Raw genomic sequence first — 22,252 nt, forward strand, 5'->3', positions numbered from 1 at the left:
GATTTAAAATTTGAGATATAAATGTAAGGGAGTTAAACCATGGGCTTTAATGATGAAAGAAAACGAATGAATGAGGGTGAACTTTATCGTTCAAATGATGCGGAAATTCTAAAAGAACAACTACAGTGTGTAGAAAAATTATATGATTATAATGTAACAAGGCCTTCAGAAAAACAAAAACGTAAGGGATTGCTAAAAGAAATGTTTGCAGTGATTGGTGATGGATGTCATATTGAACCACCATTTCATGCTAATTGGGGTGGGAAGTATGTACATTTTGGTAAAGGAGTATATGCCAATTTCAATCTAACTTTAGTAGATGATGTTGAGATTTATGTTGGTGATTATACTATGATGGGTCCAAATGTTACAATTATTACTGGAACTCACCCAATTTTACCGGAATTAAGAAAAGAAGCATATCAATTCAATCTTCCAGTTTATATTGGTGAAAATGTATGGATTGGTGCTGGAACAATTATTTTACCAGGTATTACAATTGGTGATAATAGTGTTATTGGTGCTGGAAGTATTGTAACAAAAGATATTCCTAAAAATGTTGTTGCTTATGGGCAACCATGCACAATTAAACGGGAAATAAATGATCATGATAAAATTTATTATTATAAGGAAAGAAAAATCAAAAGTGTTTAATATTTTTGATTTTTTTATTTATGGATTAAATACGTATTACTAATAATATTAGTAATAGCTTTAGGTTTAAGCTATAATATAAAAGTATAATGTAATATTATTGTGATCCAATCCAAGAAGATAGTAAGATGCTTAAAGAAGCAAAGAATGAGGATTTAGAAGCACTACCAGAACTTTATACACAATTTGAAAACGTGGTTACTGCTTAAGCATTGGAAAGTTAGCCCTTGTTCAATGACTCTAAATCAATATGCCTAATCAAATTAATATTAATGATAGAACAAAAGAATTCAAAATAAGAAGATATTTATTTTATTTTTATTGCAATTTTTTTATTATCTTATCATTGTTAAAGGTGAAAATGCCTAGCACTGAGTCTATCTGTTTATAAAGGTTTATTTAATAGTTGACAGTAAAAAATAGTTAGATAATAATTAGTAAATTAAAATTTTGATTGATAAGGGGGAGTATGGTGATGGAGAATATATTAGTAATTGGTAACGGCTTTGATATTGCACATGGTTTTAATACTCGTTACGAAGATTTTATAAATTTTTGTAAGACTATTGCAACGGTTTATCAAGGATTTAAGGATAATCAATTCATATATCAAAATGAATATAATGATATATTAAAAGAAAAATTAGATAAGGTTTTTAAAGAAAAGTCGGTTTCTGCCAAAGCAATAAAATATTTTTCAAACTTAACTCCAACATCTGAAACTTCTCAATTTATCAAAGCATGTAAAGAAAATTATTGGCTTACATATGTCTTAAAAAATAAAAGTATGATTGGGGATAAGTGGTCAGATCTTGAATATGTCATTGCTAAACAAATAGAGATATTATCATATATTTCAAATAATCTTAACTGGCATACTCGAGAAGAAACTATGCTCGCTTCACGATATTCTAGTAATTTAATTGAATTATTTAAGATTGTAACAGAAGAACGTGGAAATAATACCGATTTTCAGCATCAGATAGAACTCACAAAGAAACATTTATATCGAGAATTGGAAGAATTAACATGGTTATTAGAAATATATTTAACACGATTTTTAAATACTAAAACCAAGAAAATTGAATTATTTAAATATTTACCAGTAACTAAACTCATTTCTTTTAATTATACTGATACGTACACAAGAATGTATAAAAAAGAAACAAATACAGTTCATTATATTCATGGATTTGCTGCTAAAGATAGGATAAAAGAAGAAAATAATATGGTTTTTGGAATTGGCTCAGAAATTAAAAATGTCACCGATAATGATAAGTATGATTATCTTGAATTTCAAAAGTATTATCAAAGGATTGTTAAAAAAACAGGTAATAACTACACTAAATGGTTAAATGACAATGAACAATTTTATATCTATTTTTTTGGTCATTCCTTAGATATTGTAGATGGAGATGTAATTAGAAAACTGATTCATTGTAAAAAAGCAAAAGTAATTATCTTTTATTATAATCAAAAAGCCTTGAATGCATTAGTTGTTAATTTAGCAAAGATTTTAGGAAAAGATGAACTTATTCAATTCACTAATGAAGAAAAAATCACTTTTTATAAATCTGATGATTTTGAAATAATTAAAAAACTTAAAAATACAATGTATCAAACTCGTCATGAGAAGCTTAAGAGTACAGTTAGATAAATCCAATTAGAAATGAGGAAATAATATGGAGAAAATCATTAAAGTGGGAATAGGTGTTTTGTTAATCAAGAATAATCAGATTCTTTTAGGACATCGGATAAAAGATGGGGTTGATACTGGTGGCATCTATGAACCGGACACATGGTGTCTACCAGGTGGAAAACAAGAGTATCATGAAACTATTTTTGAAGGAGCAATTAGAGAAGTTAAAGAAGAAACTAATTTAAATATCTCACAGATAGAAGTTTTTAATGTAGTCGATGATATTCAATTAAATAAGCACTATGTAACGATACATATTATTGCTAAAAATTACGATGGAGATTTAAAAGCTATGGAACCAGATAAACAAGATGAGTGGTGCTGGTTTGAAATAGAAAAGCTGCCTAATAATATTTATTCCCCTTCAAAAAAATTTATTGAAGCATATTTAGATAGAAGTATCACCTAGATAAATCTTATTATAAGAACGATATTTTTGAAATCATTGGCGTTGAAGAATAGACTAAATACATTATTAACAATGTGGTTAACACGTGTTTATACTATTAAAGGAAATATTATGAATAAATATACAATGATAAAAGAAGTTATTTGAAAAACAACAAGATATTAAAAAAGCAGATAAAACGTCAAAATATATGAGAGATTTATTTACATTTTATGGAATTCCCTCACCCTAGCGCAAAGATAAGACAAATACAAACTTGCTGGAGCAAAAAATTGTTAATAGTTTTGGAAGTGATGAGTTTTTTATTAATAAAGCAATTGGCTGGAGTTTAAGAAATTATTCTAGAACTAATTTGGTATGGGTAATAAACTTTATTATTAAATATCGTACTCTAATGAATAAGCTAAGTATTAAAGAAGCTAGTAAATATTTATAATTTATAGTGTTGCATGTATTTTTTTGATATTTAAGATGGATATAATTGATAATATACAAAGTTATTATAAGAATATATTTTATGAAAGAGTATTTCGCCTGTAGGTATGATTTGTTAATAGACTGTTTATTCTGAGAGTCTGACAAATCTTAAAGATTGAGACGCATATGAGTCTGTTATTTTATATAGAAAATTTTGTAGTTGTAGGAAGGACATATCCTTTAATATATACCGAGGAAAAGGAAAAAGGCAAGACATTATTTATTGAAATACTATTAATTGGAGTTGGACTCGCAATGGCTACATTGTTGTATCAATTTATAAAGCTTAAGGAATAAAAAATAGCTAATTATGCTATTGGAAGAATTGATATTAGAAATACAGTTTTAAAAGAATATTACCTCCATTGATTATTGGGTAGTGTTACTTTTTTAACTATTATTGATGGAAAATGATTTTTGAATATTTAGGAATGCTTGTATTTTTATATATAAGTTAAAAGAGGGGAAACATGACAGTCTCTCTTCTTTTAACCCTTCATTCCAATATAAATACCAATTATATAAGGAATCAACCATATTGACCAAACGATAATACTAAATTTATGAAAAGTTTTTTTAGCACGATCATTTTTTTTAATTAGTATTACTGTTGCCCAAACTGCATGAAAAGCCATTAAAAGTAAAGCAATTGATCCAGTAATGACGTGGAGATTAAAATTAAAATTGTGCCCTGATATTTGTCCCATAATATTCGTTCCTGATGTATCACAAATAAAGCCAAGCCAAAATATCAAAGCATGCCATTTTAGTAAACTGCCACTCTTTTTTCAGCAAAAACACCGATTGTATAAAAAACCAGTGCTAGCGTCATGAAAATAATTGCCATAATAAGTAATATTGACATATAAATGTATTTCTCCTTAATCTGTAAATTCTTTTTTTAAAGAAATTAATAATATTAGTAATGCAATCATCATAGTAATATGTGAAAGTCCTGCAAAACCAGAAAGCATCTTATCTATCAAACTATTTATAGCCGTATTAGTTATTTGTAGAATCCCACGAATTAGCATAGTGAGGATCATAAAAGGTAAAGAAAAATTATAAATGATTACAAATTTTTTAAATAGTCGATTATTTTGTATATTTGTCACTTTTGCAATTACAGCTAGGATGATAAACAGTAATGTTCCTAAAATTAATAAATGAGGATGAATTACACTTAATACGGTAGGCATTGAATAAGCATAAAATTTTGTAAATTCACGATAAAAAACACCCCCAGCCATTGCTAAAATAAAATATATAATAGCAATATTTATTAAAGATTTAGGAGAATAATCTAAAGTCTTATTTAATGATTTATAGTAATTTAAACCAAAGATGATACCGGCCAAAAATAGCGCAGCTCCTAAACCAGTATAGAAAATAGCGATAAATCTATCCGGTAATAAATTAAATGTTCGAATTGTTATACCAAAAATTATCATAAATGCCATAATAATAAATGATTTAAGATCAAAGAAATTTAAAAAGAATTGTTTTTCTATTTCATAGCTATGAATTCTATGGGTATGTTTTTTAGTTAATTTGTAAAATATAGCAAACCAAAAAATAATAAAAACAATGATTGAGAGAAAGAAATTTAATAACTTTGTATATCCAACATATGTTTCAATTCCAATTTTTAAAATATTGAAACCAGCAATAAGCCACACGATTGAAGCTATTAATAATAAATTATACTTTTTTACTTTCATAATAAACCTCCATAATTAATCTGAACACTGTTCACTTTGAATTATAAGTATTCCCACTTCGTAATAAGTGGGCTAGTATAAATATCGTTCAACTAACTCAATAATACCTTGGTAGTTTTGTTGTGGATTAACGATTGAAAAAATGAAAAGTTCAAAAATATACTCAATGAATAAAGTTTGATCTAATTTTTGATTAAAAGCATCTTTTCTTATTTTTTGATCTTTTTTTAATACAATTAATAAATTTTGTTTTAAATGGAAAAAATATTTTTTCATCATTTTTTGTCCAACGACTTTATCTTCAGCAGCTAAAGACATTGCATGTTTTGAAAGAAATTCAGGATATTCTTGGCTGCCTTCTTGAATACTTTCAAATAACCAAGTCAAACATTCAATGAAATTCGTAAAACTAAATTGTTCACTAGACATGTGAAAAATATCTTTCCAAATACTTTCGATAGTCGAACATAAGAGTTCTGATTTTGATGGAAAATAGTTATATATTGCGCCTACTGAAACACTACATTCAATTGCAACAGAACGCATATTAATTGAAGATAGACCTTTTTCTTTAGCTAAACGTTGACAGATAGAAATTATTTCTTCTTTTGATGTTGATGGTAAATTCAAAATATTTCCTCCTTATAATTTTATATGAACCATGTTCATGTTGAATAATACGCCTTATTTTTATAATAGTCAAACATAATGACTTTGCTTTTTTATCAATTATTTTAAATGAATCTAGAGTTTGGCTGATTACTATTTTATGTTAGAATGATAGTATCAAAATAAATTATATTTGAGGTGAAAAATAATGTTGATTGTTGATGGAGAAAAATATCTTGCGGAAATAAAAGAATTGATCATTGAGTATACAAATTCATTGAATCGAGATTTCTCTTTTCAAAACATAGATGCTGAATTAGAAGATTTAAAAAGAAGATATCTATAGTCTCATGGGCGTATTTTAGCGGTTGTCGACTGATGGTAAAGCTGTTGGCTGTATTGCTTATTGTCACCATCGTAATCAATGCTGTGAAATGAAACGTCTATATGTAAAACCAGATTTTCGTAATCAGTGACAAGGTCAAAAATTAATTGAAGCAATTATTGAAACTGCTCAAGGAGATGGTTTTGGATACAATCAAACCGTTAAAAAGGGCGATTTCGTTATATAAAAAATATGTTTTTAAAAAAATTGAACCACATTATGATAATCCAACGGATGACGTAATTTATATGAAATTAGTATTCTAATAAGCAAAGAAAGTGAGATAGGTTAATGGGAATATTATTGGTTAGGCTTATTGATGTAATAAATGAATATAGTGAAGATAGTACTTTTTATAGTATTGCTTATACAATGCTTTTGAATTTTGATAATTTGCAAAATCTTAGTATTAATGATGTTGCAAATTTATGTCATGTATCAAAATCAACTATTAGTAAGTTTGTACGATCATTAAATTTTGAAGATTATTCCGATTTTAAGGCAGAAGCATATTTTAAGGAAAATCGTTTTAACAGTGATTATAATTATGTTGCCAATATCCAACAATATATTGCTAATCAAGACGCAAATACCTATATTGACAAAGTTATTCAGGATATTGAAATAATCAAAAATATTGATATGACAGTGATTAGAAAAATTGCTCAAATAATTTATCAATATCCAAAAGTCACGGCATTTGGAACACTTTTTTCACAATTGGGAGCGTTAGATTTGCAGTATAAACTGGCCTATAATCATAAATTTATTATGAGTTATGTAAATGATGTTAAACAAGACGAATACTTAAAAAATAATAGTGAACAAGGTGTTGTGATCATTTATTCTAATTCTGGTAACTATTTAAATAAGTATCAGTTATCATCATTTGATGAAAAGAAAAAATACGACTATAAAAATAAAAAGGTTATTTTAATTACTGCAAACGAAATGATGGTAAATCATCCCGATGTTGATATTTGTCTTGTCTATCAGCATTTATCTAAATTACAAACACATAGTTATATCTATCCTTTGATTAATGACTTGATTGTTGCTGAATATAGAAGTTTCCAAAATGCGAACTTTTAAGTTTATATAAAAAACTCCGTTATAATAGTAGTATCAAAGGAGGAACAAAGTATGAGTAGATTTCCAGATAATTTTTTATGGGGTGGAGCTAGTGCTGATTTTCAATATGAGGGTGGATTTGGTGAAGGTAATCGCGGCTTGATTACAGCAGATTTTGTAACAGATGGTAATGTTGATACGTTACGTCAGGTAACTTATAAGTGTAAAGATGGAACGCTTGGTTCGTCACCATTAAAGGCTGAAATTCCTGAAGGAGCAACTGGATATATTGATCCTGAGCGTTATTATCCAAGTCATGATGGAGTTGATTTTTATCATCGTTATAAAGAAGATATCGCTTTAATGGCAGAAATGGGATTTAATGTTTATCGTTTTAGTATTTGCTGGACAAGAATTTTTCCGACAGGCGAAGAGGCTGAAGGAAATGAGTTAGGTTTGAAGTTTTATGAGAATGTTATTGATGAATTATTAAAGTATCACATAGAGCCTTTAATTACAATTTGTCATGATGAAATTCCTGCATATTTAGCTGATCATTATGATGGATGGTCATCACGCCATACAATTAATTGCTACTTAAAATTATGTAAAACATTATTTGAACGTTTTAAAGGGAAAGTAAAATATTGGTTGACATTTAATGAGCTTAATGTTGTAAAGGGTTATGCTCAAATGGGAACTCATAAAATTGATAGTCAAACGCATTATCAAGCGATGCATCATGTTTTTGTTGCTAGTTCATTGGCAACAAAAATGGCTCATGAAATGATGCCAGGGTGCATGGTAGGAACAATGTATGCAATGAGTGGTTTATATCCATTAACTTGCAAGCCTGAGGACATGATGGCACATATGAATACTAGAAGATTATCATATTTTTATGCAGACACTATGGTAACTGGCGGATATCCATATTATGCACAAGCATTATTTGAAAAAGAAGGGGTCGTACTGGTTAAGGAGCCAGGTGATGATGATTTACTAAAAGAATATCCACTAGATTTTATTACTTTTAGCTACTATAGAACAACAACCGTTAATGCTAACACTAAATTAAATATTATCGGATTAGCAATGGATCTAAATCCCTATTTAGAAGCAACCCCTTGGGGTTGGCCAATTGATCCTGTTGGATTGCGCTATGTTATGAATGAACTTTATGATCGTTATAAAAAACCAATTATGATTGTTGAAAACGGAATGGGTGAAATCGATCATTTTGAAAATGATACAGTTATAGATGATTATCGGATCCGATATTTAAAAGATCATTTTAAAAACATGAAAGATGCCATTAATATTGATCATGTAGATTGTATTGGTTATACGATGTGGGGGGCTATTGATCTTGTTTCACTTAGTACCGGGGAAATGAAAAAACGTTATGGTTTTGTTTATGTAGATAAAAATGATGATGGTAGCGGAACATATAATCGATATAAAAAGAAAAGTTTTGATTGGATGAAAGAAGTTATTGCAACAAATGGAGAAAAGATATAAGGAGGGAAATAAAATTCCCTTTTTTTAAATTTTAATCGGGTCTATTTATAATTTAGGTTAATATATTTAAAGGAGGAATGATTAGGAGGAATCATAGATGTGTACAGCAATAAAGATATATTCAGATAATGGAGATATTTATTTTGGTCGAACAATGGATTTTTCATTTGAATTAAATCCTGAACTTTATTATATTCCTGCAAAATACCAGTGGCGCAATGTTCTAAATACTCATGATATTGAAAATAAGTACAATATTCTTGGTATCGGGCAAGATGTCTCTCCTGTTGCTTTAAGTGATGGTGTTAATGACCATGGATTTGCAGTTGCGGCATTATATTTTTCTGGGTTTGCTCAATATGATGGGCTAAAAAAAGATAATACATCAATTATCCCGATCGCTGCTTTTGAACTAGTTTATTTTTTATTAAGTCAATGTGCTTCAGTAAAAGAAGCTCAAGAATTAATAAAAGTCATCAAAATTATTGGTGTAGAAGATAGTATTACACATATAGCAGCTCCTCTTCATTGGATAATAAGCGGTGCAAATAACAATTGTATGGTGATTGAAAAAACAATAGATGGTCTACATGCGATTAATAATCCTATTGGTGTTCTTGCAAATAGTCCAGATTTTTCTTGGCATATGACTAATTTATGAAATTATTACAATTTATCGCCATATCAATTTCAAGAAGCAATATGGAACAATATAAAACTTACTCCATTTGGACAAGGTGCAGGAACATTAGGCTTACCAGGGGATTATACACCACCATCACGTTTTATTAGAGCAGCATTTCAAAAAACATATACAGATATTCCAATTGATCGTCATCAAGCTGTGATAACTTGTTTTCGGATCATGGAAACGGTCAGTATTCCTAAAGGGGTCGTCATTACAGCAAATCAAACTTCTGATTATACTCAATATACGATGTTTATTAACTTAGCAACTCGAGAATATTATTTTAAAACATATTGGAATAATCAGATAACAAGAGTTGAATTTCCTCAATATGATGAAAAAGATATGAAAATGCTTTCATTAGGACCGTTAAATCAAACGATTGAATTTAAAACTAGAAGTATTTTTTATAAAAGGATGTGTTGTTAGATACATCTTTTTTTGTTTATATTTATGATTATTGTGAAAGAATAAAATATGCTTAAGCATATTCGTTGAAGATAATCGAATGACTATGCTAGAATGGCATTCTAAGGATGTGAAAAAAATGTTGATACAAAAAAGAAATGGTCTTTTTCAAGACTATGATAACAACAAAATAGAAACAGCAATAAAAAAAGCTTTTTGCAGTTTATCTGAAACAATAAAAGATGATGAATTAAAAAAGATGATTGCAGATATTGAAAAACATATTATAGCTGATATGTCTGTTGAAGCAATTCAAGATTTGGTTGAAGAAACATTGATGAAACATGGATATCTTCAAGTAGCAAAAGCTTATATTTTATATCGTCAAAAGCATACGGAGCAGCGATTGATAATTGATGAACTGCTTGCCTTATTGGGAGATCAAAATCTAAAAAAGGTTCTATTGAAGATTCACAAAGACTATCCTCAAGAAGAATATTCATTGCAATTATTATTAGTGAAATTTAAAACATTTTATAAAGAGGGTATGAGTCATTTTGAAGCGTTGAAAATGTTGATGAAAGCGAGTGTGGAATTAATTAGTAAAGAAGCACCTAAATGGGAGATGATTTCAGCTCGATTTTTAACTTATGATGTAAATCAACAGGTTGACCAAAAAATGAATACCGCTGGTAGATATACTTTTTATGAGCGGATTAACTATTTAGCACAACAAGGTTATTATGGACAATATATTCTTGAAAGCTATTCAAAAGATGAAATAGACATGTTAGGACAGTATATTAGCGAATCGCGAAATGAATTATTTACATATAGTGGTCTTGAATTGATTGTTAAAAGATACTTGATTCAAAATCATGACCGCGAAATTATTGAAAAACCACAGGAAATGTTTATGTCAATTGCTATGCATTTGGCCATGAATGAATCAAATAGAGTTAAGTGGGCAAAAGAGATTTATGATATTTTAAGTACTTTAAAAGTGACGATGGCAACACCAACTATGTCTAATGCGAGAAAGCCATTTCATCAAATGAGTTCATGTTTTATTGATACTGTCGATGATTCATTAGCAGGAATATATAAAAGTATAGATAATTTTGCTAAAGTTTCAAAAAACGGTGGTGGAATGGGACTGTATTTTGGAAAAGTACGTGCTAATGGAAGTAGTATCAGAGGTTTCAAAGGAGCAGCAGGAGGTGTGATTCGATGGCTTAAACTTGTAAATGATACTGCAACAGCAGTAGATCAATTAGGAGTTCGGCAGGGAGCAGCAGCAGTATATTTGGATGCATGGCATAAAGATCTACCCGAATTTTTACAAATTAGAACAAATAATGGCGATGATCGAATGAAAGCACATGATATTTTTCCTGCGGTTTGTTATCCAGATTTATTTTGGAAATTAGCTAAAAATGATTTGGAAGCTTCATGGTACATGATGTGTCCACACGAGATACATGAAGTTAAAGGTTATTATTTAGAGGATTGTTATGGTGAAGAGTGGGAAAGGAAATATTATGAGTGCGTTGAAGATGACCGAATTCCTAAACGCGTTATGACAGTTAAAGAAATTGTTCGTTTAATTATTAAATCACTAGTTGAAACAGGAACTCCTTTCACATTTAATCGCGATCATGTTAATAATTTTAATCCTAATCCTCATCAGGGAATGATATATTGCAGTAATCTTTGCACAGAAATTGCTCAAAATATGCAAGCGATGGAGATCTTACCGTCTGAGGAAATTGAGGTTAATGGTGAAACTATTATTGTTGAAAAAACAAAACCAGGTGATTTTGTAGTTTGTAATTTAGCTTCATTAACATTAGGTCATCTTGATGTCTTAAATGATGATGAATTGAGACACGTTATCAGTGTTGTAATTAGGGCTTTGGACAATGTAATTGATTTAAATTATTATCCAATTCCTTTTGCCAAAATAACTAATCAAAAATATCGTGCGATTGGATTAGGAACAAGTGGTTATCATCATATGCTGGTAAAATTGAAAATGTCATTTGAAAGTGATGAGCATTTACAGTTTATTGAGCAGCTTTATGAAAAGATTAATTACTTTGCGTTGGAAGCTTCATGTGATTTAGCTAAAGAAAAAGGAAGTTACTCATTGTTTAATGGTAGTGATTTTGAAACAGGTGCATACTTTATAAAACGTCGCTATCAAAGTAAAGCATGGCAAAATCTTCAAGCTAAAATCAAAGAAAATGGTTTAAGAAATGGATATCTTTTAGCGATTGCCCCAACCAGTTCAACTTCAATTATTGCTGGAACAACAGCAGCGGTTGATCCTATCATGAAAAAGTATTTTATGGAAGAGAAAAAGGGAAGTATGATTACTAGAGTTGCTCCCGACTTAGATTCTGAAACTTTTTGGTTATATAAAAATGCGCATTATATTGATCAAGAGTGGATTGTTAAAGCAGCGGGAATTAGGCAGCGTCATCTCGACCAGTCACAATCAGTTAATTTATATATGACAAATGAGTTTACTTTTAGAAAGTTGCTTAATTTGTATATTAAAGCTTGGGAGTATGGTGTTAAAACATTATATTATGTTAGAAGCCAGTCTTTAGAAGTTGAAGAATGTGAATCATGCAGTTCATAGGAGGTAATAATGGAACTTAAACAAAAAGCATTATTTAATGCTAAAGGTGATATTGATGTAAGAAAACGTCGAATGATAAATGGAAATACAACAAATCTTAATGATTTTAATAATATGAAATATCAGTGGGTCAGTGATTGGTACCGTCAGGCGATGAATAATTTTTGGATTCCAGAAGAAATAAATTTGACTCAAGATATTAGAGATTATCGTTTGTTAAGTGAGGCAGAACGAACCGCATATGATAAGATTCTTTCATTTTTAGTTTTCTTAGATTCTTTACAGACAGCCAATCTTCCTAATATTGGTGAGTATATTACAGCAAATGAAATTAATCTTTGTTTAACCATTCAAGCATTTCAAGAAGCGGTCCATTCACAAAGTTATAGCTATATGCTTGATTCAATTTGTTCACCAACTAAACGAGATGAAATTTTATATCAATGGAAATTTGATGAACATTTGTTGAAGCGAAATGAATTTATTGGTGAACAGTATAATGCATTTCTTGAACATAAAGATAGTTTTCATTTAATGAAAACGATTATGGCTAATTATATTTTGGAAGGAATTTATTTTTATTCAGGATTTATGTTCTTTTATAATTTAGGGCGAATGGGTAAGATGTCGGGATCAGCTCAAGAGATTCGTTATATTAATCGTGATGAAAATACACATTTATGGTTATTTAGAAATATGATTATTGAGCTGCAAAAGGAAGAACCGACATTATTTACCCCTGAAAAGATTGAGGTTTATCGTAATATGCTAAAACGTGGAGTTGAAGAGGAAATTGCTTGGGGGCAATATGTCTTGGGAAATCGAATTGAGGGTCTAACGATGGATATGGTCAGTGATTATATTCATTATCTCGGTAATTTAAGAGCATTTTCATTGAATTTTGAACCATTATATGAAGGATTTGAGACAGAACCTGAAGCAATGAAATGGGTAAGTATTTATAGTAATGCAAATAACATTAAGACCGATTTTTTTGAAGCAAAATCTACTGCTTATGCAAAGTCTAGTGCTATTGAAGATGATTTATAGAATATTTAGAAAAGCAAGATAGAAAACTACCTTGCTTTTTTGATTGATCTATTGTTCAGCTATTTGATGCATAAACGTTTATTAGAGGAGGATATATTGATGTATAGAATAAAAAAATCCGTTATTATTTTCTTCGCTTATCGCATTTATTGTTAGCCTGATCTATTTATTAATATCTATAGTAATAGCAGTATATTATAATCTATGGAATGGTCTATTCCTTCATTCTTATTGTAATTCAGTCGTTTTTGTGTTTTGTTTCCTGTGATAATGATGAGAAATTTTTTATACACCGCTATATATTTTATTTTCAAATATTAATGTGGATGTATCATTGGATAATTTAGCTTTGTCTTCACCAGTTGTCTCGAGCATGTACTTAAATATCATTATGATAGCATCAGTAGGAATCATCGGTTATATAATTTTACAGTCTATTCACCTTAATAAACAGCCACCTTTAATTACTGTCTTTAGTATTTCAGCGATGCATAGGTGCTATTTTAATGATTTTAATTTTATTTTGTCAAAGCTCCGATGCTATTATTAAGGCGTGAACATGAAGCTATTGTTAATCATCAATTATGTATCACTAATACTTTTGAACAGGTTTTTAAAGAAAAAATGCTAAAACTTTATAAAAAAGTTCGGTATCTTTGTAATACTCATGGATATCCTTTTACTAAAAATATTCATTCAAAATATCTTGCTGATTTAATTTATCTAAAAATGAAGCTTCTATGATACTTTTTACTGATTATCTATCTGGTAGACAGTAAGCTTAAAAACTGTATTGCAATGTGATATATTAAACTTTGCCTAAAAATAATAACTATGCTAGTAATAGTTTATTTTTTTATTATATATTTGTTTGACAAGTCTAACACCAGGAGATAAGATATAATTGTTGGTTAGATTAGGCTAACTATTATAATTGTTTTAATTGAAATATTTAGCATTAAATCCTATTTTAAAAAGATTATAGAGGGTGTTGTGTGGTGAATCGGATGATTCTATTCGAAAAATCAATTTGTAAGATTGAAAAATGAGAATTATCCATATTGTGTGATGATGGAAATTAATGGGATGAGTTGTACCGATTGTCAGCAACAAATTGAAAATGAGTTTAATCAGAAGAAAATTTATTTAGAACAGCATTTGGCTGTACTTCTACCAAAACAAGATGCAAGTGTGGAATCAGTCTAGGTTTTAATAGAGATAGTTGGCTATCGTGTTATTAAATTAAAAAAATCTGAATTAAAAGATAGGGGGATTTATATGTATTTGCAATTAGAAAATGTAGAAAAATATTATGGTGAAAATGAAAATCGGGTTCAAGTTTTAAAAGGGGTCAATGGTTCAATAGAACGCGGTGAAATCTGTGTTATGCTAGGACCTTCAGGCTCTGGTAAATCAACATTATTAAATTTAATTGGAGGTATCGAAATAATTGATTATGGTAATGTGATAGTTGGTGGAATTGATTTAGCATCTTTATCAAAAACAAAATTAGGGTTATACCGGCGGGATACTTTGGGCTTTGTTTTCCAATTTTATCATCTAGTCCCAAATTTAACAGTAAAAGAAAATATTGAAACAGGTGCATATTTGAGTAAGACACCACTAGCTGTTGAAACACTATTAGATAAATTAGGATTAAAAGAACATTGCAATAGGTATCCTAATCAATTATCAGGAGGACAGCAGCAACGAACTGCAATTGGTCGTGCTCTAGCAAAAAATCCTAAATTATTATTATGTGATGAACCGACAGGAGCTTTAGATTATCATACATCTAAAGATATTTTAGAATTATTAGAACAGATTAATCAGGATTATGGAACAACTATTTTAATTGTTACTCATAATGATGCAATTGCTAAAATGGCACATCGCGTGCTGCGTTTGCGAGATGGACAAATTGTTTCAAACTATTTAAATACATCACGAATCAATGCTAAAGAGTTAGAATGGTAGTAGGGTGTTAGCATGAAAAATCCATTAAATAAGAGTTTAAAAAAAGAATTCACTGATAACTTAGCTCGTTATCTAGCACTTGCTTTGGTCATGATAGTTATGATTGCAACTGTTTCAGGTTTTTTTAGTGTAGCTTATAGTGTTAATAATCTATTAAAACAAAATCAAGATGAATGTTTAGTCGAGGATGGACAGTTTACTGTTTTAAAACCATTGACTAAAGAAGTAATTAAAGAAATTGAAAAAGAGCCTGTAAAACTTTATGAAAATTTCTATAGCGAGCAAAAGATCAAAAATAGTGCTACATTAAGGATATATCAAGATCGTGAAAATATTAATTTGGTTACAGTTTACCAAGGGAAACTCCCAAAAAAGCATCAAGAAATAGCATTAGATCGGCTTTTTGCAATAAAAAATGGTTATAAAATAAATGATCAAATTAAGGTCAATGGTATAAAGTTAACTATCGTTGGATATTTAAGCCTACCTGACTATAGTTCGTTGATTAAGGATAATAGTGATTTAATGATGGATCCTATCCATTTTGGAGTTGCTATTGTAGATGAGTCAGATTTTGCTTTATTAAAAGAGAATAATATTAATTATACTTATAGTTATAAATCAAATGATGATTTAAGTAGTAAAGAAAATTACGATCAATTAAATCAAATTAGAGATATCGTAGTTGATAGTGGATGTAGCTTAACAGGAATGATGACCCAAGAGATGAACCAGGCAATATCATTTTTACCTAATGATATGGGTGGTGATATCCCAATGATGAATATGTTGTTTTATATCATTTTGGTTATTTTAGCCTTTATTTTTGTTGTAATTTCACAGGCGATAATTGAAGACCAAGCAACTGCAATTGGCACATTACTAGCTAATGGTTATACAAAACAAGAGTTGATTCACCATTATCTTACTTTAGTAATGATCATTGTTTTTGTAAGTGGACTAGTGGGAAATGTTATTGGATATACAATAATGCCTTCATTTTTTTCTAATATGTACTATAACAGTTATTGCTTGCCACCATTACAGTTAAAATTTATTCCTAGTGTATTTGTTAATACTACTGTGATTCCTTTTTTGGTTATTTTGATAGTCAATTATTTAATGTTATGGCATAAATTAAATATTTCGCCATTAAAATTTTTAAGACAAGATCTACATGAAAATAAGAAAAGTCATTATATTCATTTAAAGCAAACGTCGTTTATTAAGCGCTATCGTCAAAGAGTGATTCTTCAAAATAAGGGAAGTTATTTGGTTTTAATGATTGGAATTATTTTTGCTAGTTTTCTTTTAACTTTTGGTTTTTGTATTACCCCGTCGATTGAACGTTATTTAGAAAATATGGAAAATAGTATTAAAACAAACTACCAATATCTTTTAAAGGTACCAGTTGAAGCTGCTGGAGAAAAAATAACATATACATTATTACAAACCTATTTTGCTGCTGGGGAAATTGACTTAGATGTTTCATTCTATGGATTAGATGATAATTCTATATATTATGCGGATATTGATTTGCCAAAGGAAAAAGATCAAATTATTATTTCCTACGATTTTGCTAAAAAAGTTGGCTTAGAAAAAGGAGATAAAGTAACGTTTACAAACCAATATACTGAACAAGAATATCAGTTAAAGGTTTTTGATATTTATAATAGCCGAACTAATATAAGTGTTTATATGTCACGTGAATCATTAAATAATTTACTCGAAGAAGATCTGAATTATTATAATAGTTATTTATCAGATCAGAAGTTAAATATTGATAAAAAATATCTTAGTACGATGATTACTAGGACAGATATGCTGAAAATTGGCGATCAAATGACGGAAACCTTTTCACAGATGATTCCGATTATGAGTGGGATAGCGATAGTTATTTATTTAGTTGTAATGTATATTCTAACAAAACTAGTATTAGATCGAAATACTAATTATATGTCGTTTTTAAAAGTGATAGGCTATAACAGCCAAGAAATTGCTAAGATATATCTTAAAGCTACAGCTTTGGTAGTAGTATTTTCATTATTGATTAGTTTACCAATTTGTAAATATGGTTTAGAAATATTGTTTATTCAAGCAATGATGAGATTTGCAGGATATATAGAAATCTATATTCCAACCTACCTCTATGTAATGATTTTTACTGTTGGCTTAATTACTTATTTTGTTGTTAATTGGCTATTGAATAAACAAATTCAAAGAATTGATTTAGGGAAATCTTTAAAAGAAACAGAATAACTATAGGTTATTCTGTTTTCACCTAAAAGGAGGAGATTTTAATGCTTGAAGATATTAAGCTGCCGTTTATAGATAAAAAGGTTATTAATAAGCATGAAAGAGAGTATCAAATAGGTTTAATCGATGGACAGGGAGTAATGACGAGCATAGATATTTATCCAGGGATACAAGTTATATATAATAATTTTCATTGTTTTACTGCTCCGACTGATCAATCTCTCAATCGGCATCGTTATATTGAAATTAATCATTGTCTAAAAGGTAAATTTGAATGTCAGTATAATAAAAATTATTATGCATATTTATGTCAAGGAGATTTAGCAATTAGTGGTGGAACATTAAATAAATTAACTCACTCATTTCCATTGGGTTATTATAATGGTGTAGAAATTTTGATTGAAGTAGAAAAAGCTAAAGAGAATAAATTATTAGATGAATTCAATATTGATATTGATTTAATCAGTAAACGTTTAAAAGAAAGCCATAATGTATATATTTTTCGTGCTACTGCTCAAATTGAACATATTTGTTTAGAAATGTATGAGATAGAAGAGGAATTAAAGAGGAATTACCTAAAAATAAAAGTGTTAGAACTGTTATTATTTTTATCACATCATGACTTTGGAATTTTAGAAAATGAAAAGCATTATTATCCAAAAAAACAAATTGAGATTATCAAGGCAATAAAAACAGAGCTTAGTAACAATATTTCAGCTAAATATGATCTTGAAAAACTAGTAAAACAATACAATATTAATATTCATACATTTCGTAAAGCATTTAAAGAGATTCACGGTAAACCAATCTATCAGTGGTATAAAGAATATCGTTTAGAGTATAGTTTAGGTCTACTGATTAATACCGATATTCCAATTATCGAAATAGCTAATGAGATTGGTTATTCTAATCCAAGTAAATATTCAGCTGCATTTTATCAATATACTTCTATGACACCCCAGCAATATCGTAAATCACATCTTAAAATGGAGCAATAATAACAAAATGGAGTAGCAGTAATAATATTTAGGAGTTATACTCTCTTATAAAGTTAGTCTATTCTAACTAAAGGAGGGTTAATATGACAGTATTAAAATCTTTATTTGCTTATGCTGGCAAATATAAATATTTAACAATACTTTCTTTAGTATTTTCAATGATAAGTGCTATTTTATTATTAATGCCATTTATTATGATTTGGAAAGTTATTGAGGTTATTTTGGCAGAGTATCCAAACTTTGCCCAAGGAAGTATTGCGATACAATACGGCTGGTACGCGTTAATTTTTGCTGCAGTTGGAATTTTATTGTATGTTTCGGGCTTACTTTGCTCACATTTAGCTGCATTTAGAATTGCTTCAAATATGCGTAAAAAAGCTTTACATCATGCTGTTCAATTACCACTTGGATATTTTGCTAAAGAAGGAAGTGGTAAATTAAGAAAAATTATTGATGAAGCTGCAGCTTCAACAGAAACTTATTTAGCACATCAATTACCGGATATGGCACAATTGATTACTACTGTTTGTGCGGTAATAGTCTGTTTATTTATTTTTGATTGGAAGTTTGGGATAGCTGCACTAATTCCAACGATTTTAGCACTATCAAATATGTTTAAAATGATTGGTCCTGGCTTACAGGAATCAATGAAAGCATATATGGATGCACTTGAAGGAATGAGTAATGAAGCAGTTGAATACATTCGTGGGATACCTGTTGTTAAAACATTTCAACAGACAGTTTTTTCTTTTGATCGTTTTCATCAATCAATTAATAATTATGAAAAATTTGCAATTGGTTATACAAATAAGATGCGTTTCCCAATGACTTTGTTTACGACCTTCATCAATAGTATTTTCATTTTCATTATTGGCACAATGATGTTATTGATCTTAAACGGTTTTGATTTAAATTCTTTAATGCCAGATTTCTTATTTTATGTTATTTTTACACCAATTATTGCAGTAACAACTAATAAAATTATGTTTGCAAGTGAAAATACAATGATGGCTGCAGATGCTTTAAACCGAATCGAAGGAATTATTAATCAAAAGCCGTTTACGTATAAGCATAGTCTGCAAGAAATCACCAATAGTGATATCGAATTTGAGCATGTCTCTTTTACTTATCCAGAAAGTGAAAATGAAGTCATTCATGATGTTAATTTGAAAATAAAAAGTGGTTCTATTGTTGCTTTTGTTGGTAAAAGTGGAGGTGGTAAATCAACGCTAGTATCCCTAATACCGAGATTTTATGATGTGACTAAAGGGACTATTAAAATTGGTGGTGTCGATGTTAAAGAAATTAGTGAAAAAGAATTAATGAGTAAGATTTCATTCGTATTTCAAGACAGTCGTCTTTTAAAGAAAAGTTTTAAAGAAAATATTAAGATGGGATCAAATGCAAGTGTTGAAGATATTCAGACGGCAGTTCATAAAGCTCAATGTGATGATATTATAGAGAAATTTGATCAAGGATTAGAAACTAAGATTGGTAGTAAAGGGGTTTATTTATCAGGTGGGGAAACCCAAAGACTGACATTAGCACGAGCCATTGTTAAAGATGCTCCAATTTTGTTATTAGATGAGGCTACTGCTTACGCTGATAGTGATAATGAAGTCTTAATGCAAAAAGCAATTATGGAATTAGCAAAAGACAAGACTACGATTATGATTGCTCATCGACTTTCAACAATTGTAAATGTTGACTGTATCTATGTTGTTGATAATGGTGAAATTATTGAGAGCGGAACGCATCAAGAATTATTAATTAAAAACGGATTATATGCTCAAATGTGGCATCAATATTGTCAGTCAGTAGAATGGAAAGTAGGTGAACAAGAATGATAAAAAAGGTTCAAGAGCGTTTTGCTTTAACCCATTTGGGAGCAGTTAATTTAATTAAGGCTTGTGTTTCATGTACGATATCATATTTAGCAATCGCAATGTCAATTGGAGTGTTATATTATTTTACTTGTGATGTTTTAGAAATGCTATATGGCAGTTCAAATACAATCTTATATTCAATGTATCTGATTGAATTTGTAATAGTTGTTATCTTAATTTTTATCGCTCACTATATTCAATATAATATGACTTTTTATAATACTTATAAAGAAAGTGCAAGATTAAGGATTCGTGTTGCTGAAAAACTTCGAAAATTCCCGTTAATGTTTTTTTCAAAACGTGATTTATCAGATTTAACAACAACAATTTTGTCTGATGTTACGGGAATGGAACAGGCTCTATCACATTTTATTCCTGAATTCTTTGGGTCAATAGCTTCCACACTTTTACTATCTATATCGATGTTCTTTTTCGACTTTAGGATGGCTTTAGCAGCTGTTTGGTGTGTTCCTGTATCATTTTTATTAGTAGTTCTGGCTAAACGAAAATTAAGTAATGCTGGATTTAAAGATCGTCAAAAACAATTAGTTCGAACTGAAAAGATTCAAGAGACGCTGGAGACAATTAGGGATTTAAAAGCTAATCACTATACTCAGCAGTATCTTAATGAGGTAGATCAAGTTATTGATGATTGTGAAAAGAGTCAAATTAAAACAGAACTTACAAATGCTTTATTTGTAGTTAGTTCACAATTGATTTTAAAATTAGGAATTGCAACAGTAGTCATTTATGGAGTAACATCACTAATCAATCAAATGATTGATCTGAAAGTCTTTATGTTATTTTTAATTGTTGCTTCTCGTCTTTATGATCCTCTTAGTGGGACATTACAAAACTTAGCAGCGATTATCAGTTGCGATCCTAAAATTGCTCGTCTAAATGAAATAGAAAATTATCCCCTTCAAACTGGTGAAGAAAAATTTGAACCAAGTAACTATGATATTGAATTTAAAAATGTAAGTTTTGAGTACCAATCTGAAAAAAAGGTACTTGAAGATGTAAGTTTTGTTGCTAAACAAAATGAAATTACGGCTTTAATTGGAAATAGTGGTGGCGGTAAAACAACCTGTGCTTCATTAGCTGCTCGTTTTTATGAATTAAACGAAGGGGTTATTAAAATAGGTGGAATTGATATTTCTACAGTTGATCCCGAAATACTATTATCAAAATTTTCTATTGTTTTTCAAGAGGTTGTTTTATTTAATAATACTATTTTAGAAAATATTCGCATTGGTAAAAAAGATGCAACTGACGAAGAAGTCATGGAAGCAGCTCAAAAAGCTTTTTGTGATGAGTTTGTTGAAAAACTGCCAGATGGATATAATACGGTTATTGGTGAAAATGGTTCAAAATTATCAGGTGGGCAACGGCAGCGAATTTCAATAGCTCGAGCAATTCTTAAAGATGCACCTATTATTTTATTAGATGAAGCAAGTGCTTCATTGGATGTTGAAAGTGAGACCTTTGTACAAAAAGCGTTATCACGTTTGATTGCTAATCGAACCGTCATTATGATTGCTCACCGGATGAGGACGATTGCTAATGCCTCTAAGTTGATTATTTTAGAAGATGGACATGTAGTTGAGCAAGGAACTCCAGAACAATTATTACGTAAAGAAGGGGTTTATCAAAGAATGGTTGACCTGCAAAAAATGAGTAACGAGTGGAAATTATAAAAACTAGCAAGATATTGCTGGTTTTTTTGTTAGATTTATATAACTTTAGATTGACTATGACGAAAAAAAGAGTATTCTAATAGTATAGGGTGTTAGTTT

20 protein-coding genes and 2 pseudogenes are annotated in these 22,252 nt (G+C 29.5%); 19 read left to right on the forward strand and 3 right to left on the reverse strand.

The window, feature by feature from the left end:
• The first annotated feature begins 39 nt into the window (after nucleotides 1-39).
• The 4 genes and pseudogenes from EYR00_RS05670 to EYR00_RS05685 form a co-directional block, all read left to right on the forward strand.
• A complete protein-coding gene (locus tag EYR00_RS05670) occupies nucleotides 40-654 on the forward strand; it encodes a sugar O-acetyltransferase (RefSeq protein ID WP_003537835.1) in 615 nt (204 codons plus the stop codon).
• A gap of 475 nt (nucleotides 655-1,129) precedes the next feature.
• Nucleotides 1,130-2,311 (forward strand): AbiH family protein, encoded by a 1,182-nt coding sequence (locus tag EYR00_RS05675; RefSeq protein WP_040434334.1) that lies wholly within the window; start codon nucleotides 1,130-1,132, stop codon nucleotides 2,309-2,311.
• Between the two features lie 25 nt (nucleotides 2,312-2,336).
• Complete coding sequence (locus EYR00_RS05680) at nucleotides 2,337-2,762, forward strand: nucleotide triphosphate diphosphatase NUDT15 (protein ID WP_003537837.1); 426 nt, start codon at nucleotides 2,337-2,339, stop codon at nucleotides 2,760-2,762.
• Nucleotides 2,763-3,009: 247 nt separating this feature from the next.
• Nucleotides 3,010-3,198, forward strand: a pseudogene (locus EYR00_RS05685) (DNA alkylation repair protein); the annotation flags it as partial.
• A 529-nt stretch (nucleotides 3,199-3,727) separates the two neighbouring features.
• Here EYR00_RS05685 and EYR00_RS05690 read toward each other — a convergent pair.
• From EYR00_RS05690 to EYR00_RS05700, 3 genes are all read right to left on the reverse strand, one after another.
• Nucleotides 3,728-3,994 (reverse strand): HsmA family protein, encoded by a 267-nt coding sequence (locus tag EYR00_RS05690; protein ID WP_197923001.1) that lies wholly within the window; start codon nucleotides 3,992-3,994, stop codon nucleotides 3,728-3,730.
• Nucleotides 3,995-4,120: 126 nt separating this feature from the next.
• Nucleotides 4,121-4,960, reverse strand: a complete 840-nt coding sequence (locus tag EYR00_RS05695; protein ID WP_003537844.1) for a DUF2871 domain-containing protein — start codon at nucleotides 4,958-4,960, stop codon at nucleotides 4,121-4,123.
• Nucleotides 4,961-5,032: 72 nt separating this feature from the next.
• Nucleotides 5,033-5,590 (reverse strand): TetR/AcrR family transcriptional regulator, encoded by a 558-nt coding sequence (locus tag EYR00_RS05700; protein WP_003537845.1) that lies wholly within the window; start codon nucleotides 5,588-5,590, stop codon nucleotides 5,033-5,035.
• A 187-nt stretch (nucleotides 5,591-5,777) separates the two neighbouring features.
• Here EYR00_RS05700 and EYR00_RS05705 point away from each other — a divergent pair, with 187 nt between their 5' ends.
• The 15 genes and pseudogenes from EYR00_RS05705 (at nucleotide 5,778) to EYR00_RS05755 (ending at nucleotide 22,153) form a co-directional block, all read left to right on the forward strand.
• On the forward strand, nucleotides 5,778-5,915 hold the full coding sequence (locus EYR00_RS05705; RefSeq protein ID WP_003537846.1) for a hypothetical protein: 138 nt from the start codon (nucleotides 5,778-5,780) through the stop codon (nucleotides 5,913-5,915).
• A 22-nt stretch (nucleotides 5,916-5,937) separates the two neighbouring features.
• Nucleotides 5,938-6,045 carry a GNAT family N-acetyltransferase gene (locus EYR00_RS15975; RefSeq protein WP_233520939.1) on the forward strand — a complete coding sequence of 36 codons (108 nt, stop codon included), beginning with the start codon at nucleotides 5,938-5,940 and terminating at the stop codon, nucleotides 6,043-6,045.
• Nucleotides 6,046-6,097: 52 nt separating this feature from the next.
• Entirely contained in the window at nucleotides 6,098-6,220 is a 123-nt protein-coding gene (locus tag EYR00_RS15820) for a hypothetical protein (protein WP_003537847.1), read from the forward strand.
• Between the two features lie 25 nt (nucleotides 6,221-6,245).
• Complete coding sequence (locus tag EYR00_RS05710) at nucleotides 6,246-7,046, forward strand: MurR/RpiR family transcriptional regulator (protein WP_003537848.1); 801 nt, start codon at nucleotides 6,246-6,248, stop codon at nucleotides 7,044-7,046.
• A gap of 51 nt (nucleotides 7,047-7,097) precedes the next feature.
• The gene (locus EYR00_RS05715; protein WP_003537849.1) at nucleotides 7,098-8,546 is read left to right on the forward strand and encodes a glycoside hydrolase family 1 protein; all 1,449 of its coding nucleotides are present in this window, start codon (nucleotides 7,098-7,100) and stop codon (nucleotides 8,544-8,546) included.
• 97 nt (nucleotides 8,547-8,643) lie between these two features.
• A pseudogene (locus EYR00_RS05720) lies at nucleotides 8,644-9,663 on the forward strand (choloylglycine hydrolase family protein).
• Nucleotides 9,664-9,781: 118 nt separating this feature from the next.
• A complete protein-coding gene (locus EYR00_RS05725; protein ID WP_009300807.1) occupies nucleotides 9,782-12,289 on the forward strand; it encodes a ribonucleoside-diphosphate reductase subunit alpha in 2,508 nt (835 codons plus the stop codon).
• A 9-nt stretch (nucleotides 12,290-12,298) separates the two neighbouring features.
• On the forward strand, nucleotides 12,299-13,339 hold the full coding sequence (locus EYR00_RS05730; protein WP_003537856.1) for a ribonucleotide-diphosphate reductase subunit beta: 1,041 nt from the start codon (nucleotides 12,299-12,301) through the stop codon (nucleotides 13,337-13,339).
• Nucleotides 13,340-13,619: 280 nt separating this feature from the next.
• Nucleotides 13,620-13,889: a DUF6688 domain-containing protein gene (locus EYR00_RS16060; RefSeq protein ID WP_418896193.1), complete on the forward strand. Its 270-nt coding sequence runs from the start codon at nucleotides 13,620-13,622 to the stop codon at nucleotides 13,887-13,889.
• Nucleotides 13,877-14,083: a DUF6688 family protein gene (locus EYR00_RS16065; protein WP_003537858.1), complete on the forward strand. Its 207-nt coding sequence runs from the start codon at nucleotides 13,877-13,879 to the stop codon at nucleotides 14,081-14,083. Before EYR00_RS16060 ends, EYR00_RS16065 begins: the two co-directional genes overlap by 13 nt.
• A 534-nt stretch (nucleotides 14,084-14,617) precedes the next feature.
• Nucleotides 14,618-15,316: an ABC transporter ATP-binding protein gene (locus tag EYR00_RS05735; protein ID WP_003537860.1), complete on the forward strand. Its 699-nt coding sequence runs from the start codon at nucleotides 14,618-14,620 to the stop codon at nucleotides 15,314-15,316.
• 12 nt (nucleotides 15,317-15,328) lie between these two features.
• The gene (locus tag EYR00_RS05740; protein ID WP_003537861.1) at nucleotides 15,329-17,575 is read left to right on the forward strand and encodes an ABC transporter permease; all 2,247 of its coding nucleotides are present in this window, start codon (nucleotides 15,329-15,331) and stop codon (nucleotides 17,573-17,575) included.
• A gap of 41 nt (nucleotides 17,576-17,616) precedes the next feature.
• Complete coding sequence (locus EYR00_RS05745; RefSeq protein WP_003537862.1) at nucleotides 17,617-18,570, forward strand: helix-turn-helix domain-containing protein; 954 nt, start codon at nucleotides 17,617-17,619, stop codon at nucleotides 18,568-18,570.
• Between the two features lie 83 nt (nucleotides 18,571-18,653).
• The gene (locus EYR00_RS05750) at nucleotides 18,654-20,417 is read left to right on the forward strand and encodes an ABC transporter ATP-binding protein (protein WP_003537863.1); all 1,764 of its coding nucleotides are present in this window, start codon (nucleotides 18,654-18,656) and stop codon (nucleotides 20,415-20,417) included.
• Nucleotides 20,414-22,153 (forward strand): ABC transporter ATP-binding protein, encoded by a 1,740-nt coding sequence (locus EYR00_RS05755; RefSeq protein WP_003537864.1) that lies wholly within the window; start codon nucleotides 20,414-20,416, stop codon nucleotides 22,151-22,153. The genes EYR00_RS05750 and EYR00_RS05755 overlap by 4 nt, the downstream gene beginning before the upstream one ends.
• Nucleotides 22,154-22,252: the final 99 nt, after the last annotated feature.

Origin of the sequence: Thomasclavelia ramosa DSM 1402, assembly GCF_014131695.1 — a bacterium.
Lineage (GTDB): Bacteria > Bacillota_I > Bacilli_A > Erysipelotrichales > Coprobacillaceae > Thomasclavelia > Thomasclavelia ramosa.

Bases quoted from the DNA above. Each gene is read 5' to 3' on its own strand.
- EYR00_RS05705 (WP_003537846.1), top strand. From the start codon at position 5,778: ATGTTGATTGTTGATGGAGAAAAATATCTTGCGGAAATAAAAGAATTG.
- EYR00_RS05725 (WP_009300807.1), top strand. From the start codon at position 9,782: ATGTTGATACAAAAAAGAAATGGTCTTTTTCAAGACTATGATAACAAC.
- EYR00_RS05715 (WP_003537849.1), top strand. From the start codon at position 7,098: ATGAGTAGATTTCCAGATAATTTTTTATGGGGTGGAGCTAGTGCTGAT.
- EYR00_RS05730 (WP_003537856.1), top strand. From the start codon at position 12,299: ATGGAACTTAAACAAAAAGCATTATTTAATGCTAAAGGTGATATTGAT.
- EYR00_RS05695 (WP_003537844.1), bottom strand. From the start codon at position 4,960: ATGAAAGTAAAAAAGTATAATTTATTATTAATAGCTTCAATCGTGTGG.
- EYR00_RS05670 (WP_003537835.1), top strand. From the start codon at position 40: ATGGGCTTTAATGATGAAAGAAAACGAATGAATGAGGGTGAACTTTAT.
- EYR00_RS05745 (WP_003537862.1), top strand. From the start codon at position 17,617: ATGCTTGAAGATATTAAGCTGCCGTTTATAGATAAAAAGGTTATTAAT.
- EYR00_RS05675 (WP_040434334.1), top strand. From the start codon at position 1,130: ATGGAGAATATATTAGTAATTGGTAACGGCTTTGATATTGCACATGGT.
- EYR00_RS16065 (WP_003537858.1), top strand. From the start codon at position 13,877: ATGCTATTATTAAGGCGTGAACATGAAGCTATTGTTAATCATCAATTA.
- EYR00_RS05710 (WP_003537848.1), top strand. From the start codon at position 6,246: ATGGGAATATTATTGGTTAGGCTTATTGATGTAATAAATGAATATAGT.
- EYR00_RS05680 (WP_003537837.1), top strand. From the start codon at position 2,337: ATGGAGAAAATCATTAAAGTGGGAATAGGTGTTTTGTTAATCAAGAAT.
- EYR00_RS05750 (WP_003537863.1), top strand. From the start codon at position 18,654: ATGACAGTATTAAAATCTTTATTTGCTTATGCTGGCAAATATAAATAT.
- EYR00_RS05735 (WP_003537860.1), top strand. From the start codon at position 14,618: ATGTATTTGCAATTAGAAAATGTAGAAAAATATTATGGTGAAAATGAA.
- EYR00_RS05740 (WP_003537861.1), top strand. From the start codon at position 15,329: ATGAAAAATCCATTAAATAAGAGTTTAAAAAAAGAATTCACTGATAAC.
- EYR00_RS05755 (WP_003537864.1), top strand. From the start codon at position 20,414: ATGATAAAAAAGGTTCAAGAGCGTTTTGCTTTAACCCATTTGGGAGCA.